Origin of the sequence: Empedobacter sp. UBA7248 (assembly GCF_002472945.1) — a bacterium.
Lineage (GTDB): Bacteria > Bacteroidota > Bacteroidia > Flavobacteriales > Weeksellaceae > Empedobacter > Empedobacter falsenii_C.
In genome coordinates, this window is sequence record NZ_DKSU01000008.1 from 581,042 (window position 1) to 595,398 (window position 14,357).

General features: G+C 30.3%; 12 protein-coding genes. 6 read left to right on the forward strand and 6 right to left on the reverse strand.

The window, feature by feature from the left end:
• Positions 1–18 precede the first annotated feature (18 nt).
• The gene (locus B4A23_RS09725; RefSeq protein ID WP_291119419.1) at positions 19–1,152 is read left to right on the forward strand and encodes a hypothetical protein; all 1,134 of its coding nucleotides are present in this window, start codon (positions 19–21) and stop codon (positions 1,150–1,152) included.
• Positions 1,153–1,179: 27 nt separating this feature from the next.
• Here B4A23_RS09725 and prfH read toward each other — a convergent pair whose 3' ends face one another.
• From prfH to B4A23_RS09750, 5 genes are all read right to left on the reverse strand, one after another.
• The gene (prfH, locus tag B4A23_RS09730; RefSeq protein ID WP_291119422.1) at positions 1,180–1,800 is read right to left on the reverse strand and encodes a peptide chain release factor H; all 621 of its coding nucleotides are present in this window, start codon (positions 1,798–1,800) and stop codon (positions 1,180–1,182) included.
• 6 nt (positions 1,801–1,806) lie between these two features.
• The gene (locus B4A23_RS09735) at positions 1,807–3,198 is read right to left on the reverse strand and encodes an RtcB family protein (protein ID WP_291119425.1); all 1,392 of its coding nucleotides are present in this window, start codon (positions 3,196–3,198) and stop codon (positions 1,807–1,809) included.
• Positions 3,199–3,200: 2 nt separating this feature from the next.
• Positions 3,201–3,962, reverse strand: coding sequence for a hypothetical protein (locus tag B4A23_RS09740; protein ID WP_291119428.1), 762 nt, complete (start codon positions 3,960–3,962; stop codon positions 3,201–3,203).
• A 357-nt stretch (positions 3,963–4,319) separates the two neighbouring features.
• Entirely contained in the window at positions 4,320–6,800 is a 2,481-nt protein-coding gene (locus B4A23_RS09745; RefSeq protein WP_291119431.1) for a beta-mannosidase, read from the reverse strand.
• Between the two features lie 245 nt (positions 6,801–7,045).
• Positions 7,046–7,366: a DUF4870 domain-containing protein gene (locus tag B4A23_RS09750; RefSeq protein WP_291119434.1), complete on the reverse strand. Its 321-nt coding sequence runs from the start codon at positions 7,364–7,366 to the stop codon at positions 7,046–7,048.
• A 237-nt stretch (positions 7,367–7,603) separates the two neighbouring features.
• On the opposite strand from B4A23_RS09750, the gene B4A23_RS09755 reads away from it, so the two are divergent.
• From B4A23_RS09755 to B4A23_RS09775, 5 genes are all read left to right on the forward strand, one after another.
• Positions 7,604–9,460 carry a helix-turn-helix transcriptional regulator gene (locus B4A23_RS09755; RefSeq protein ID WP_291119437.1) on the forward strand — a complete coding sequence of 619 codons (1,857 nt, stop codon included), beginning with the start codon at positions 7,604–7,606 and terminating at the stop codon, positions 9,458–9,460.
• Positions 9,461–9,483: 23 nt separating this feature from the next.
• Entirely contained in the window at positions 9,484–10,584 is a 1,101-nt protein-coding gene (locus B4A23_RS09760; RefSeq protein ID WP_291119440.1) for a hypothetical protein, read from the forward strand.
• A gap of 86 nt (positions 10,585–10,670) precedes the next feature.
• The gene (gene lepA, locus B4A23_RS09765; protein ID WP_038332533.1) at positions 10,671–12,467 is read left to right on the forward strand and encodes a translation elongation factor 4; all 1,797 of its coding nucleotides are present in this window, start codon (positions 10,671–10,673) and stop codon (positions 12,465–12,467) included.
• 94 nt (positions 12,468–12,561) lie between these two features.
• Complete coding sequence (locus B4A23_RS09770) at positions 12,562–12,885, forward strand: monooxygenase (RefSeq protein WP_221408221.1); 324 nt, start codon at positions 12,562–12,564, stop codon at positions 12,883–12,885.
• A gap of 86 nt (positions 12,886–12,971) precedes the next feature.
• Entirely contained in the window at positions 12,972–13,316 is a 345-nt protein-coding gene (locus tag B4A23_RS09775; RefSeq protein ID WP_291119443.1) for a DUF4260 domain-containing protein, read from the forward strand.
• Here the strand turns inward: B4A23_RS09775 and B4A23_RS09780 are convergent.
• The gene (locus B4A23_RS09780) at positions 13,311–14,303 is read right to left on the reverse strand and encodes a 2-hydroxyacid dehydrogenase (protein WP_291119447.1); all 993 of its coding nucleotides are present in this window, start codon (positions 14,301–14,303) and stop codon (positions 13,311–13,313) included. The genes B4A23_RS09775 and B4A23_RS09780 overlap by 6 nt on opposite strands.
• Positions 14,304–14,357: the final 54 nt, after the last annotated feature.

Below are 14,357 nucleotides of genomic sequence, written 5' to 3' on the forward strand. Positions count from 1 at the left end.
TCAACCAAAACATTTACTATGAAAAAAATAACCTTTCTTTTTGTACTATTTAGTTCAATTTTTTCCTATTCTCAAGACACGATTTTCATTAATCATAGAGGCGATACAATTTCAGGTAAAGACTTAAGTAAATTCGAAAAAAAGCGAACAACAAAAAAAATAGTTCAAAACAATCAACTAAAATCCGTTATCTATTCTAATTTTTTAATTAAAGAAAAACCTCAAGCTTCTTACACTGGGATTTTTCAAAATGGAAAACCTTATGAAGGTTATTTCATCAATAAAATTATTTTGAATGAAATTCCTTTGGTTGATTTTTACGAAAAAGGCGAACTAAAATATCAGTATTCTTTTGATTTTTTGAAGCAATTAGATAATTATCAATTTTATGAATATGATCAAAAAAGTGTCTACAAAAATGGTAAAATTGTAGACGGTTTTGACTTTATAGATAATGATGAAGGTTTTTTATTGCGAATTGGTTACAAAAACGAAAAGGTAAATTATCTTGAATTAAATCTTTTTGGAATGCATGCTTTTAATCGATTATCATTTGATTATAATGGAAAAGAAATCGTGGTAAAAGATTTTGAAAAGCAAAATTCAATCAAATTGACCGAAAAAAGTAATGGAATTTTTGCAGAAGTTTTTGATGAAAATGGAAAATTAATTATCAACAATCAACATAAAGAAGTACAAAAAGGTTCACCGAATTCTACTACAATTTATAAAGTAGAAAACAATTTGCTCAAAGAAGAAAATATATCTTCGGAGAGTTTGAATCCTTTAATCGAAAAGGTTTACAAAGAAATTAATCCAATAATTGTATTGATTTATTCATCTGTTGCTTATAATCGAATGATGAAAATAGATGATTTGTTTAATCAATTTGCGGAAATTTTTAAATCAAATAATATTCAAAAACTTTATGGGCAAGAATCTTTCATAGAAGGTCCAAATAAAGTGCTTTCAAGTTTGAGATATAATAAAAATGGAAATCCTGATTGGGGCGTTAAAATTTCTGAAACGGAAAAAAAGTATTTGGTTGAATTTTATGAAGAAGAAAAAATAACTTTTACTAAAAAAGTAAATTCTTTGGATCAAGTTCAGGAAACGATTAATTCTCTTTATAAAAAATATGAAAAAGAGTAAATAAAGCCGCTCAATGAGCGGCTTTATTTATTCACTAAATTTATCTCCTTTGAATATTTTCACAGGATTTCCTCTTGCAATAGACGTTTGATTGTTCCATTTTTCTTGAACAAAATCTTTGATTTGATTGGTTTCAAATTCTTGTAATTTCAATAACAAACGAGTTGTTGCAATTTTTTTGTTTTGATGTTGCGAATGCGAATCCATCGAAACAACAGAAATCCCACTTGGTTGATGCGTTGCACGAACAGCTGAATTTACTTTGTTTACATTTTGTCCACCATTTCCAGAACTTCGCATTGTTTGATAGACAATTTCATTTGGATTAATTGAATTTTCTTTCGGAATTTCTAATTCAAAACAACCAATAAACCAATTTTTTCGTTGATGAAATTTTCGGTACGGACTTTTGCCAATCCATAAAATTGTTCCAATCCAAGTTTTTAGAAACGTGTTTAAATCATTTCCTTCAAGTTCTATAATCACAGACGAAAGTTGATTAAAATCTTTATCAATTTCTCTTTCAATTACGTCAAACTTAATGTCTGATTTTGTACACGCTTCCGAAAACTTTTTAAAAACATTAGTTACCACAAAATTACATTCCGCTGGACCTCTACCCGATGTAAGTTGAATAATTTTTTTCATCATCATTTATTTATCCATTCGTACAATTTTCGGCGTAAAAGTTCCCAACACTTTCACCAATTCGGTTTGCAAATTCATCACCGTTTTGATGTTTTTATATGCAAATGGCGCTTCATCAACACTTCCGCCAATCAATTCAATTCCTGCATCTTTCAATTGCGATGTCATAAAACTTTTAGTAATTGTTGATTTACATTTTGCACGCGACATTTTTCGTCCCGCACCATGCGAAGCCGAATTAATACTCAATTCATTTCCCAAACCTTCGACAATGTAACCGTTTGCGGTCATCGAACCTGGAATAATTCCTAAAACTCCTTCTCCAGCTGGCGTTGCACCTTTGCGATGAACAATTCGTTCCGTTCCTTCAACCATTTCTTTCCACGCAAAATTGTGATGATTTTCGATGTTAAAAACGATTCGTTTTCCCAAAGTTTTCGCAATTCTTCGGTGAATATCGTCGTGACAAGCCTTGGCATAATCTCCAGCCAAATTCATCGCAGCCCAATATTCTTGCCCATCGTGCGTATCCAAATCCAACCAAGCCAAATGCTGAACTTGCTTCGGAAGCGGACATTGTTTCGCCGCCAAATACGTGTAATGTTTTGCAATATTTGCTCCCAAACCGCGCGAACCACTATGCGATAAAACTGCCAAATATTCACCTGGAATCAAATTCCATTCAGGTTTTACCTCATCTAATTTCACAATTCCAAATTCAACAAAATGATTTCCTCCTCCCGAAGTTCCCAATTGTTGATAAGCTTTTGTTTTTAAACTTTTCAGGATTGGAATTTCATCAAAAATAGAACGTTCAAAAATTTCGTGATCCGCTTTTTGTTTATGCGTTTCATACATTCCGAATTTGGTATGATCTTGCAAAATCTGAATCAATTGATGCGATTTTCCTTTCAAAAAACTGGCTGGTAAATCGTAAACTGAAAGACTCATTCGACAACCAATATCCACACCAACTCCATACGGAATTACTGCATTGTCCGTTGCCAAAACGCCACCAATCGGCAATCCATAACCGGAATGCGCATCTGGCATCAAAGCGCCTTTTACCGAAATTGGCAATTTCAACGCATTATACAATTGAAATTTTGCTTGTTCATCAATTTCGTTTTCTCCAAAAATCGAAAAAGGCGAACGCGTCGCTTTCAATTCTTGTAATCTAACCTCAACTGGTTTTATCAATCCTTCCGCAACTTTTCCCCAAATTCCATGACCAATGTACTTTTCTGGTTCGAGCAAAACTTCTTTTGCTTCGTTGAGAATCGTTTGTTTTTTTTCTTTTTTTCTGTATCGATGAATTTGTCCAATTGCAATATTGATCGAATTTTTTTTTGGAAAGCCTAATTTTATAAAGTCCTTTCCAGAGATTTTATTTCCCATGATTAATGTCTTTTAGATAGCTGATATTCTTGTTCTATCAGCATTTCAGCGATTTCTATCGCCGAATTTTTGTTGTTAAAAAATTTCCTTTTCGTAAAAGGATTTTTAAATTTTGGTTTTAGTTCATACGAATAACCTCCTCCGACTATTTTCTTTAAGAGGATTCCTTGATTTTTATACTTATCAAAAAAGTGATCGATTTGCGCTTCTTCGCGCTTCAAATCAATATCAAGTGGTTTGTAATGCGTAATCATGTTTGGTTTGACAATCAATCGAAAACGCCACGGTTGTAGAAATTCATAAATTCCTTTGAAACGTTTTGTTTTTGGATCATATACCTGAATACATGCAAAATATCGACGTTCTTCATCATTCAAAATTGAATGCGGTCCTGAATATTCATAAGGTTGTAATTGTTTCAACTCTTGAATTCTCGGAACATATATTCTCTTTCCATTTCGTTTTCGTTTTTTTACAAACTTTCGCGATTCTGCATATTGAGTAGTATTAATTTTCTTTAGAATTTGAGTAAAAAATTCAATTTCATTTTCCTTTTTAATATCTTCTCTCAATACAAAATAACGCTCAAAACCTTTTTGATACGGCTCTTTTAAAGGAACAAGCGGAATAGCTTTTTGCTCTTTAAAGATTTCTTTTCGACGTTTATATTTATCTCTTACATTTTTTTCTTTTGCTGTTTTTACACTTCTTTTCCTTGCTCTTTTTGTTCGCAAACGAGTAGAAAAGAAAATTGAATCTTCCATAACATGGATTATTTGATTGCAAATAATTGTTTTGAAATAATTAGCGCTAATTATTTCTTCTTCGGAAGTTTTTAGAAGTTATTCTGAATCTAGAATAGAATAATAAAAGAAAAAGCCCGAAGAATCCTCCGGGCTTTTGATATAATAAGTAAATTATTTACGATTTATAAGCACGAAGAATGCTCATTGCAAAATCTGTTGCAATAGCTGAAAACTGATATGTCGTTTCTTTGAACATTTTATTTCTTCGTTATTAAATTGTTATACGTTATGATTTTTATCAGTGCAAATTTAAGTCAATAAAATTCACATTTCCAAATCGTTTGTGAAATTTCACTAAAAATAGGGATAAAAATATTATTGATTTTCAGCATTCATAGTGTCATACAACGAATAAATTTTTAGATTTTGAATTGATTTTTCTCCTGTTATAATACGAGTTTCATTTGGTATTAAATCAAAAAAATTATCATCAAATTGATTGTTTTCGTCCAATAAATAAACATCTTTTGCCAAAACATTTGTCGAAATTTCGAATTGATTATGATTAATCTTTTTAATTTTAATTGTTGGTTTTGTTAAAGCTAAATCTTTCGGTTTTTCGAAGAAATAATTTCTCGAATATTTTTCTCCATTTGATTCAAATTCAATTCGAATAAAAGCTTTAATTGAAGAAGTTCCTTTTAAAATTTCATTAGTTAATTCCATTATTTTAGTAGAAGAATTTAATGAAATAATTACATCTTTATCATTAGTCCAATGTTTATTTCCATTAAAATCGATCACAGAAAATTTTACTTTTCCTTTCAAATCTTTCAATAAATCATTTACGATATAAATTTTGTACACATTTTCTTCTTTCTCAACAGAAATTAGCACATTCTCAAAACTACGTTTCACTTGATAATGTAACGCTTTCCAATTTCCTAATTTATCCAAAGACGCCCACGAAGTCACTGGCCAAACATCATTCAGTTGCCAATACAAACTTCCCATATTGTACGGTTTTGCGCGTCGATGTGCCTCAATCGCAATCTGAGTTCCGCGCGCTTGTAACAATTGAGAAACGTAGTTATACTGCACAAAATCGGTCGGAACAATATAATCGCGTTGCATATATTCGTTGATTGTTTCCCAACCTTTTGGATGTTTTTGATGCGCTAAAATTGTTGTAGAATTCTTACTCAATGTATCTTTTTCAGAAAACATAGATTTTACAGTTTCTAAAGTTGGCATTCCTTGAAAACCATATTCAGAAGCGAATCGTGGAACTTTTTTCTCATACATTTCAAATGGTTCCATTCCCCACCAAACGCCCCAATAATGTGAATCTCCTTGTGTTAAACTTTCTTTTTTTCCCCAACCAATCGAAGGTGAAGACGGCCAATAACGGTTCTCTGATTTTGGTAAAATAGAATCCAAAACATTCGGAATAATATGATGAAAAGTCGTTTGATAATCGTTCCAAATACTCAACAAATCTTGTTTTGACCAAGCCATTTGTTTCTGATATCCCCAATTGTGCCACGCCTCATCAATTTCATTATTTCCACACCAAAGCGCAATAGAAGTATGATTTTTTAGTCGATTCACTTGATCAATTGTTTCTTGTTTTACATTGTTAAGAAAATCTTGATCACCAGGATAAAAAGCACAAGCGTACATAAAATCTTGCCAAACCAATAAACCTTTTTCGTCGCATAATTCATAAAAATAATCATCCTCATAAATTCCTCCGCCCCAAATACGAATCATATTCATATTAGCTTCAACCGAACTATTTATCAGCTTTTCGTAATCATTTTTTGAAACTCGTGAAACAAAATTATCTTGCGGAATATAATTTGCACCTTTCATATAGGTCGGAATTCCATTTATTTTAAAATAAAAACTCAATCCAGCTTTATCTTTTTCTTGAACCAATTCTATCGTACGTAAACCAAATTTCAAATGCTTAGAAACCTGTTCATTTCCTTGTTTAATTTCAAACTGATAATCGTACAAATACTGTTCGCCCATTCCATTTGGCCACCATAATTTTGGATTTTGAATTATTTCATCAATCGAAAAATGATTAATTCCTTTGGTTAATTTTTGAGTAATTTTTTTCTGATTAAAAATAATTTCTATAGCTGTGCTTTGCTCTGATTGAATGATGAATTTAAAATTCACTTTCGCTTGATTTTTATCCAATTTGACAATTTCATAAGACAAATCATTTAGCTTAAAATTATTCCAAGAAATAAGTTCGATTGGTTTATATATTCCAGCAGTAACCAATCTTGATCCCCAATCCCAACCATACTGATATTGCGCTTTTCGAGTAAAAACACGCTCACCTTCTGGCAATTTATACGGAAGTAAATTTGCTAATCGTTTTCCTTCATTAGACGACGATTTGAATTGTATTTCGAGCAAATTATTTTTATCTTTCAGAAAATCTTTGACCGAAACTTCCCAAATTCGAAACATATTATTCGTATCGAGAATTAATTTTCCGTTCAAAAAAACTTTTGCATAGGTATCCAATCCATTAAATTTTAACTGAATATTTTGCGCTTTTCGTTCAGCATCAGTCAAATCAAAAGAAGTTTTGTAGTTCCAATCTTCGTTTTCTACCCATTGCACTTTTATATCATTAACGTCTTTGTAAGGATTTGGAATGATATTATTTAACATCAAATCAGAATGAACAGAGCCAGGAACCTCAGCTTTCAACCATTTTGAATCTCCTTTTTGTTGAAAAGTCCAATTTTCTGAATTCAAATTTCGAGTCGTTTGAGCAGAAAGTTGAATAAATGTAAAAAAAGTAATAACAAAAAATAGTAATCTCCTCATTTTATGCTGATTTTCATAAAGATAAAAATAGCTTAATAATTCATAAAAAAACAAAAGAGATTATTAAAAACAATCTCTTTTGTTGAATACATAATATAAACTTCGTTAATTATGGGAATAACGAATATGCTAAACTTAGGTTGATTTGGTTATATTTTAATTTTCCAAAGAATAGGGATTCAGAAAAAGATACTTAAATCCCTAAACTATTTATGAAAAATAACCTTTTAAAATAATTTGATGTTCTACCCAATAAATGCAAATTTATCTTCGAACATAGAACCTATGATTGGTAAAGGTTTTTTAACGCCATTTGCAGCATTGATAATCCCAATTATCATCAATGCTAAGACAACTAACCCTAAAATTGATAATATTGTTATCCCTGTAATTGTAATAATTATTCCTAGTAAAAATTGATAGATTATCGAAAAAATTGCTAAACCTAAAGCTTGTTTCAAATGAAATTTTAATAAATCATCTGCTTTATCTTTTCCTATAGCGAAAGCTATAATCCAGCCAATAATAGTGATATACGATACGATTGATAATGTTTTGTTATCCATAGTTATAATTTTGTTGGTTATGTTTTGATTTATTTTCTGATACAAATTTGTTCGAAATCAAAATCAAAAAAAAATTTAGACTTACTACTTTATTACTACAGTCATAAATATCAATGACTACAGATTAACTACAGATTTAAACAACAGTCTAATTGTCAATATTATACATTTCTATAATTCAGGAAATTTTATAGAAGAATTCTTTTATTTCAAACAAAATTTCCCGATTTTTGAAATATGAAAACTCTACCCACCTACCTATATACTATTTTTTTCGTCTTTTATTCTACGATTTTATTCGCTCAGAATAAATACACTGATAGTCTAAAATCAGAATTAAAAAAATCGACTATTTCTGTAAAATCTAAATTTGATTTACTAAATAAATTAGCAGAATTCAGTAGAACTTCCGATCAATATAAGCAAGCTGATTACTACATTAATGAGCAAATAAAACTAAGTAAACAAGAAAATAATCAGCTCGAATTAGTGAAAGCTTATGTGCAAAGAGGTGTTTCGTACGAAAATCGACAATTGTTTGAGAATGTGCAGAAATCATTGGATACAATTCAAAATATCACCAAAGATTCAAATGAATTTCTCCCAAAAGCTTATCTAAAATATCTATTAGCCTATCATTATATAAATCTTGGAGAATTTGAGAAAAGTCAAAAAATGGTTTTACAATTTATTGCTCAACTCGAAAAAACGCCTGATGAATATATTCTAAAATCTAAAGCAAATTATCTCCTATATGCGGTTCATGCGACTTGGAATGATGCGAAAAATTCTATTCTATATGCTGAAAAATCGTTGAAATTTGCCGAATTATCATCCGACAAAAATCTTCTTGTCCCTGCTTATGCAAATCTTGGTGTGGCACAATCGTTAAAATATATGGAATCTAAAAATTCTAAGGATTTAGATGAGTTAATAAAAACTAGTAAAAAGGCGGTGCAGATTAGTGAACAATATCAAAATCAAGTTACAAACTACAACTATGCTATTGCTTTACTAAATTTAGCTGATTATCAACGTAATTACACTAAATTAACAACTGACGATAAAAATGAAATCAAGCAAAATAGTTCCAAAATTATAGAATTGTGTAAAACGATTCCGAATTCACAAGAAATTTCTGCTGGCGCATTGGGATTATTGAGTAGTTTAGCAAAGGAAGAAAATCAGATAGAACTTGCCGAAAAATATTTGCTAGAAGCTAATATTATTTTGCACACACAAAAAATCAAGAATTTTTATGCACTTGTTGCAAATTCAACTGAATTAGCCAATTTGTATCAACAAAAAGGAGAATTTCAAAAAGCGTTTGAATTTCAGAAAAAAGCAACTGATTATTCAACCAATTTATACAATCAAGATCAAGCAGAAACTTCAAAAAAATTGGAAGCGCAATTTCAATCAGAACGAAAAGAAGAAGAATTAACCAATTTGGAAGCAAAAAACAAAAGTCTTCAAAAAGAAAGAATTTTATACATCTGTCTTGCTTTTATAGGAATTATCGGTGCATTTTTTATGTTTCGTTCTTATCATTTCAAATTGCGTTATTCAGTTGGTCGAGAAAATCAGCTTAATTCAGAAAAACAAGAAGCACATCTAAAATTACAATTGCAAGAAGAAGAACAAGCACGTATTTTGGCGGAACAAGAGTTATTAACATTACAACAGCAGAAATTGCAAGACGAAGTTTTGGCTAGTCAACTACATTTGGAACATAAAAATCAAGTTTTAAAAAATCTGAAAGATAAGATTGGGAATGAATCTTCTATCAATTTAAAACAAGTTATGCGAGAAGAAAATTTATTAGATAATGATTTTGAAAGTGCTAAATTTAGAATTCAAGAATTACATCCAAACTTTTTCAAAACGCTAAACGAGCATTCTAAGCAAAAACTAACACCTCTAGATTTGAAATATTGTTCGTATATCTATCTTGGTTTAGACACGAAACAAATTGCGACTATTCTTAATATTGAACCAAAAAGTGTACGAATGACAAAGTATCGTTTGAAGCAAAAATTTGGTCTAGTAAAAGAAGATGAATTGTATACTTTTTTCCATCAGATAATTGCTTAGATTTATACAAATCAAATTATTATATGAGAAAATCAATCTACTTTTTATTTTTAATTCTATTTATTATTTCTTGTGAAGAAAAATCACAATTCAATATTGAAGGAGATTGGACTTATGATACTCAATATGATATTGAACAGGAAAATATTAAACTAAAGAAAAACGAAACTTATCTAGAGATTCCTCTTTTTCGGGGTTTAAATTATTTTAAAATTTATAATAATACAATAGAATATATTTCAAGTGCTAATGATGAAGATTTTTCTTTCTTTAAGCGAGATTTGAAAACATTCGAACTTTATAAAATAAAAGGAAATGAAGTTTGGATATTAGATGCAACCTCAAAAATATATCAAAAAAAGTATTATTTAGATAGTGTAACCGATAATTTTATCTATTACAGAGATTTAGAAAACAATAAAAAAAGATTGAAATCACCTTATAAAGATGTTGATTTTGATGAAATTGTTTTTAGTTCTATTAGCTTTATGACAGGTTTTGTTGATTATTATACAATTAATAAAAATGGTATAATTAATAAATTTGTTACAAATAAAAAGTTAGAAAATTATCAAGGCAAATTAACCAAAGGAGAAGTAGATTTTCTATTTCAAAAATACCACGATTCACAATTATATTATCAACCAAACACAACAACTCCGCAACTACCAATTATGGATGGTGGTGGAATAGAGCTTTTGTTTATAAAAAACAACATTATAAACAAATCTATTCTTAATGAAAACGATTCTGGAAATCCTAAAATTGAAGAAGCGATTTATTATACCCATAAAGCAATTGATAAAGTTGAGTTTAAACAAACAAATAATTCATATTCAATTCCCTTTTTTAATGTAGAAAGTTATAATTATTTAAAAAATAATCTTGAACGAAACCTTACAAATACTGAATCTAATTATCTTTTTTTTCTTCTAAATAAAGCAAAAGAAACGAAGAGATTTGACAGAGAATATAAATTAACTTTAAACGATTATAGAACTAAGGAAATTAAATCCATGTTTGCAAATGATAGTTGTATTGAGATTAATTATAAAAATGGAAAAACTACTTATTATGATTTAGGTGTAAAGTTTTTTGCTTATTCTCACTTCAACTCTCGTTAATTTATTAAAATATAATTCATAATATTTTTCAAAATACTTGCAGTCTGCACGGAAAAGATTATTTTTGCCTATTCGACAAATAGAATATGAAAAATATCCGTAATTTCTGTATTATCGCCCATATTGACCATGGTAAAAGTACCTTGGCCGATCGTTTATTGCAAGTAACAAACACGATTTCTGATCGCGAGTTACAAAATCAAACTTTAGACGATATGGATTTGGAACGCGAACGTGGAATCACAATTAAATCGCACGCCATCCAAATGGAATATGAAAAAGATGGTGAAAAATATATTTTAAATTTAATTGACACTCCTGGTCACGTGGATTTTTCTTACGAGGTTTCTCGTTCGATTGCCGCTTGTGAAGGAGCTTTGTTAATTGTAGATGCTGCGCAAAGTATACAAGCACAAACTATTTCTAACCTTTATTTGGCTTTAGAAAATGATTTGGAAATCATTCCAGTTTTGAACAAAATCGATTTACCTTCTGCAAATCCGGAAGAAGTAACAGACGATATTGTTGATTTGATTGGTTGTGATCCCGAAGACGTTTTGCGTGTAAGTGGAAAAACAGGTGAAGGTGTGTTAGAATTGTTACACACAATTATCGAAAAAGTTCCTGCACCAGTTGGTGATCCAGATGCACCGTTACAAGCTTTGATTTTTGACTCTGTTTATAATCCTTTCCGAGGAATTGAAGCTTTTTATAAAGTAGTAAATGGAGAAATCAAAAAAGGGGATCAAGTAAAATTCATGGCAACCAACAAAAAATATGGTGCCGATGAGATTGGAACCTTAAAACTGAATCAAGTTGAGAAGAAAGTCATTAAAACCGGTGATGTAGGTTATATTATTTCTGGAATTAAGGAAGCTTCTGAGGTAAAAGTTGGAGATACAATTACATTAGTAGAGAATCCTGCAAGCGAAGCTATTGATGGTTTTGAGGAAGTAAAACCAATGGTTTTCGCGGGTATTTATCCAGTTGACACAGAAGATTACGAAGATTTGCGTGCTTCTATCGAAAAGTTACGTTTGAATGATGCTTCATTAACTTTTGAGGCTGAATCTTCTGCTGCATTAGGTTTCGGTTTCCGTTGTGGATTCTTAGGAATGTTACACTTAGAAATTATTCAGGAGCGTTTAGAGCGTGAGTTCAACATGACCGTAATTACGACTGTTCCTAACGTTTCGTATGAAGCATATTTGGAGAAAGATCCAGAAAAAATGATTCCGGTTCATAATCCATCTGAATTACCAGATCCATCAGGATTAAATCGTGTTGAAGAACCATATATTCGTGCAGCAATCATTACAAAATCTGAATTTGTAGGTCCTGTAATGAGTTTATGTATTGAAAAACGTGGTGAATTACAATCTCAAAATTATTTAACTCAACATAGAGTAGAAATGATTTTCAATATGCCTTTGGCTGAAGTTGTTTTTGATTTTTATGATCGATTAAAATCTATTTCAAAAGGATATGCATCGTTTGATTATGCACCTTCTGGAATGAAAGCTTCGAAATTGGTAAAAGTTGATATCATGATTAATGGTGAAGTTGTAGATGCTTTATCTGCCTTAATTCACGTTGATAATGCTTACAATATTGGTAAAAAAATGTGTGAGAAATTACGCGAATTAATTCCTCGTCAACAGTTTGATATTCCAATTCAGGCAGCGATTGGTGCAAAAATTATTGCGCGTGAAACAATCAAAGCGTTGCGTAAAGACGTTACGGCGAAATGTTACGGTGGTGATATTTCTCGTAAACGTAAATTATTAGAAAAGCAAAAAGCTGGTAAGAAGAAAATGCGTCAAATTGGACGTGTAGAAGTTCCGCAATCTGCTTTCTTAGCTGTTTTGAAATTGAATGATTAAAATTTTTATATAATTATATAAGAGCTACTTTTTTAAGTAGCTCTTTTTTTTGAACTCACTGTAACAAATATTACAGATATTTTAAAACAATTTAATGAACTTTGATAAAAAAGTAATAATGATTTTAATTCAAATAAATTTTGATTTTCCTATTCAAATGATGGGAGAAAATTTAACAAAAAATGCTCGTTCATTAGCAGAAAGTATAAATACTGAAAAAGGATTCATCTCAAAAATATGGATCGAAAATTCAGACACTGCAAGAAGTGGAGGTATTTATATATTTGACACTTTAGAAAATGCTCAAAATTATGCTGAAATGCATAGCGAACGAGTAAAACAAATAGGAGCAACAAATATCAATGTTGAATATTTTTCTATTAATGAAACTCTTTCCTCACTAAACAATGGGATATAAATAATTATCAAAGCCACTCACAATAGAGTGGCTTTTTTTGTAACAATTGGTAAAATATTTGTACTAGTAAACTAAATACCAATCGCATGAAAAACTTACTAAAGCTAGAACAACTTGCTGTATTAATTTTTATGATCGTTTTATATGGTCTACTAAAATTATCATGGATGTGGTTTGCAATTCTTTTTCTTGCTCCCGATATTTTTATGTTAGGTTATCTTTTTGGAAATAAGATTGGCGCAATATCCTATAATTTTATTCATAATTATTTTACGACAATTTCATTGATTCTTATTGGTTATTTTTTACATACTGAATGGTGTTTGATGATTGGATTTATATTTTCCGCTCATATTGCGTTCGATCGTTTTCTAGGATTTGGTCTCAAAAAATATGATGGTTTCAAGTCCACTCATTTAGATAATTTATAACATCACAACCTCATCTGTCGAGCCTTTTTCCATAATTTCTGAAATACTTCGTATCGTAATTTCTGAAATTTGTTCCAAAGCTTCTTGTGTAAAAAAAGCTTGATGTGCAGTGACCAAAACATTTGGAAAACTCATCAATCGCTGAATCATATCATCCTGAATAATTTCTGCCGATAAATCTTTGAAGAATAATTTTTCTTCTTGCTCGTAAACATCAATTCCCAAATAACCAATTTTATGATTTTTCAAGGCTTCAATCGCTTCATGTGTATTGATTAATCCTCCTCTACTCGTATTAATAATCGTTACACCATCTTTCATCATCGCAATCGTTTCTTGATTAATCATGTAATGATTTTCTGGCGTCAACGGACAATGCAACGAAATAATATCTGAGCTTTTAAACAACTTATCCAGCTCAACATATTCCACGCCATTATTCATCAATTCTTGATCTGGATACAAATCGTAAGCAATTATTTTGCAACCAAAACCTTTCGCAATATTGATAAAAGCTTTTCCTATTTTCCCTGTTCCTACAATTCCAATTGTCTTCTGAAAAAGATTGAAACCAAGCAAACCGTTCAATGCAAAATTTTGTTCACGAACACGATTATAAGCTTTATGCGTTTTTCGGTTCAATGTTAACAACATCGCCATTGTATGTTCTGCCACAGCCTCAGGAGAATATGCAGGAACGCGACAAACTTTAATTCCAAATTCTTTCGCAGCATCCAAATCGACATTGTTAAAACCAGCACATCTCAAAGCTATAATTTTAACGCCTTTTTTTGCTAAAATTTCAATGACTTGTCGATTCACTTTATCATTCACAAACACACAAACTGCTTGCTCATCTTCAATTGCGTTTACGATATGTGGACCTAAATGTGTTTCATAAAAATTAAGTTCAAAACCGTAATTTTTATTTTCAGCCTCGAAAAAAATTTTGTCATAAGGCTTAGACGAAAAGAAAGCTATTTTCATTAAATTATTTTTAACTAATTTACGTTTTTAATTAATTGTAAATTAGTTTATACT

What these genes read in the sequence shown, in the direction of transcription:
- B4A23_RS09760 (WP_291119440.1), top strand. Translation starts at nt 9,484, where the DNA reads ATGAGAAAATCAATCTACTTTTTATTTTTAATTCTATTTATTATTTCT.
- B4A23_RS09780 (WP_291119447.1), bottom strand. Translation starts at nt 14,303, where the DNA reads ATGAAAATAGCTTTCTTTTCGTCTAAGCCTTATGACAAAATTTTTTTC.
- B4A23_RS09745 (WP_291119431.1), bottom strand. Translation starts at nt 6,800, where the DNA reads ATGAGGAGATTACTATTTTTTGTTATTACTTTTTTTACATTTATTCAA.
- B4A23_RS09770 (WP_221408221.1), top strand. Translation starts at nt 12,562, where the DNA reads ATGAACTTTGATAAAAAAGTAATAATGATTTTAATTCAAATAAATTTT.
- B4A23_RS09755 (WP_291119437.1), top strand. Translation starts at nt 7,604, where the DNA reads ATGAAAACTCTACCCACCTACCTATATACTATTTTTTTCGTCTTTTAT.
- B4A23_RS09735 (WP_291119425.1), bottom strand. Translation starts at nt 3,198, where the DNA reads ATGGGAAATAAAATCTCTGGAAAGGACTTTATAAAATTAGGCTTTCCA.
- prfH (WP_291119422.1), bottom strand. Translation starts at nt 1,800, where the DNA reads ATGAAAAAAATTATTCAACTTACATCGGGTAGAGGTCCAGCGGAATGT.
- B4A23_RS09740 (WP_291119428.1), bottom strand. Translation starts at nt 3,962, where the DNA reads ATGGAAGATTCAATTTTCTTTTCTACTCGTTTGCGAACAAAAAGAGCA.
- B4A23_RS09750 (WP_291119434.1), bottom strand. Translation starts at nt 7,366, where the DNA reads ATGGATAACAAAACATTATCAATCGTATCGTATATCACTATTATTGGC.
- B4A23_RS09725 (WP_291119419.1), top strand. Translation starts at nt 19, where the DNA reads ATGAAAAAAATAACCTTTCTTTTTGTACTATTTAGTTCAATTTTTTCC.
- B4A23_RS09775 (WP_291119443.1), top strand. Translation starts at nt 12,972, where the DNA reads ATGAAAAACTTACTAAAGCTAGAACAACTTGCTGTATTAATTTTTATG.
- lepA (WP_038332533.1), top strand. Translation starts at nt 10,671, where the DNA reads ATGAAAAATATCCGTAATTTCTGTATTATCGCCCATATTGACCATGGT.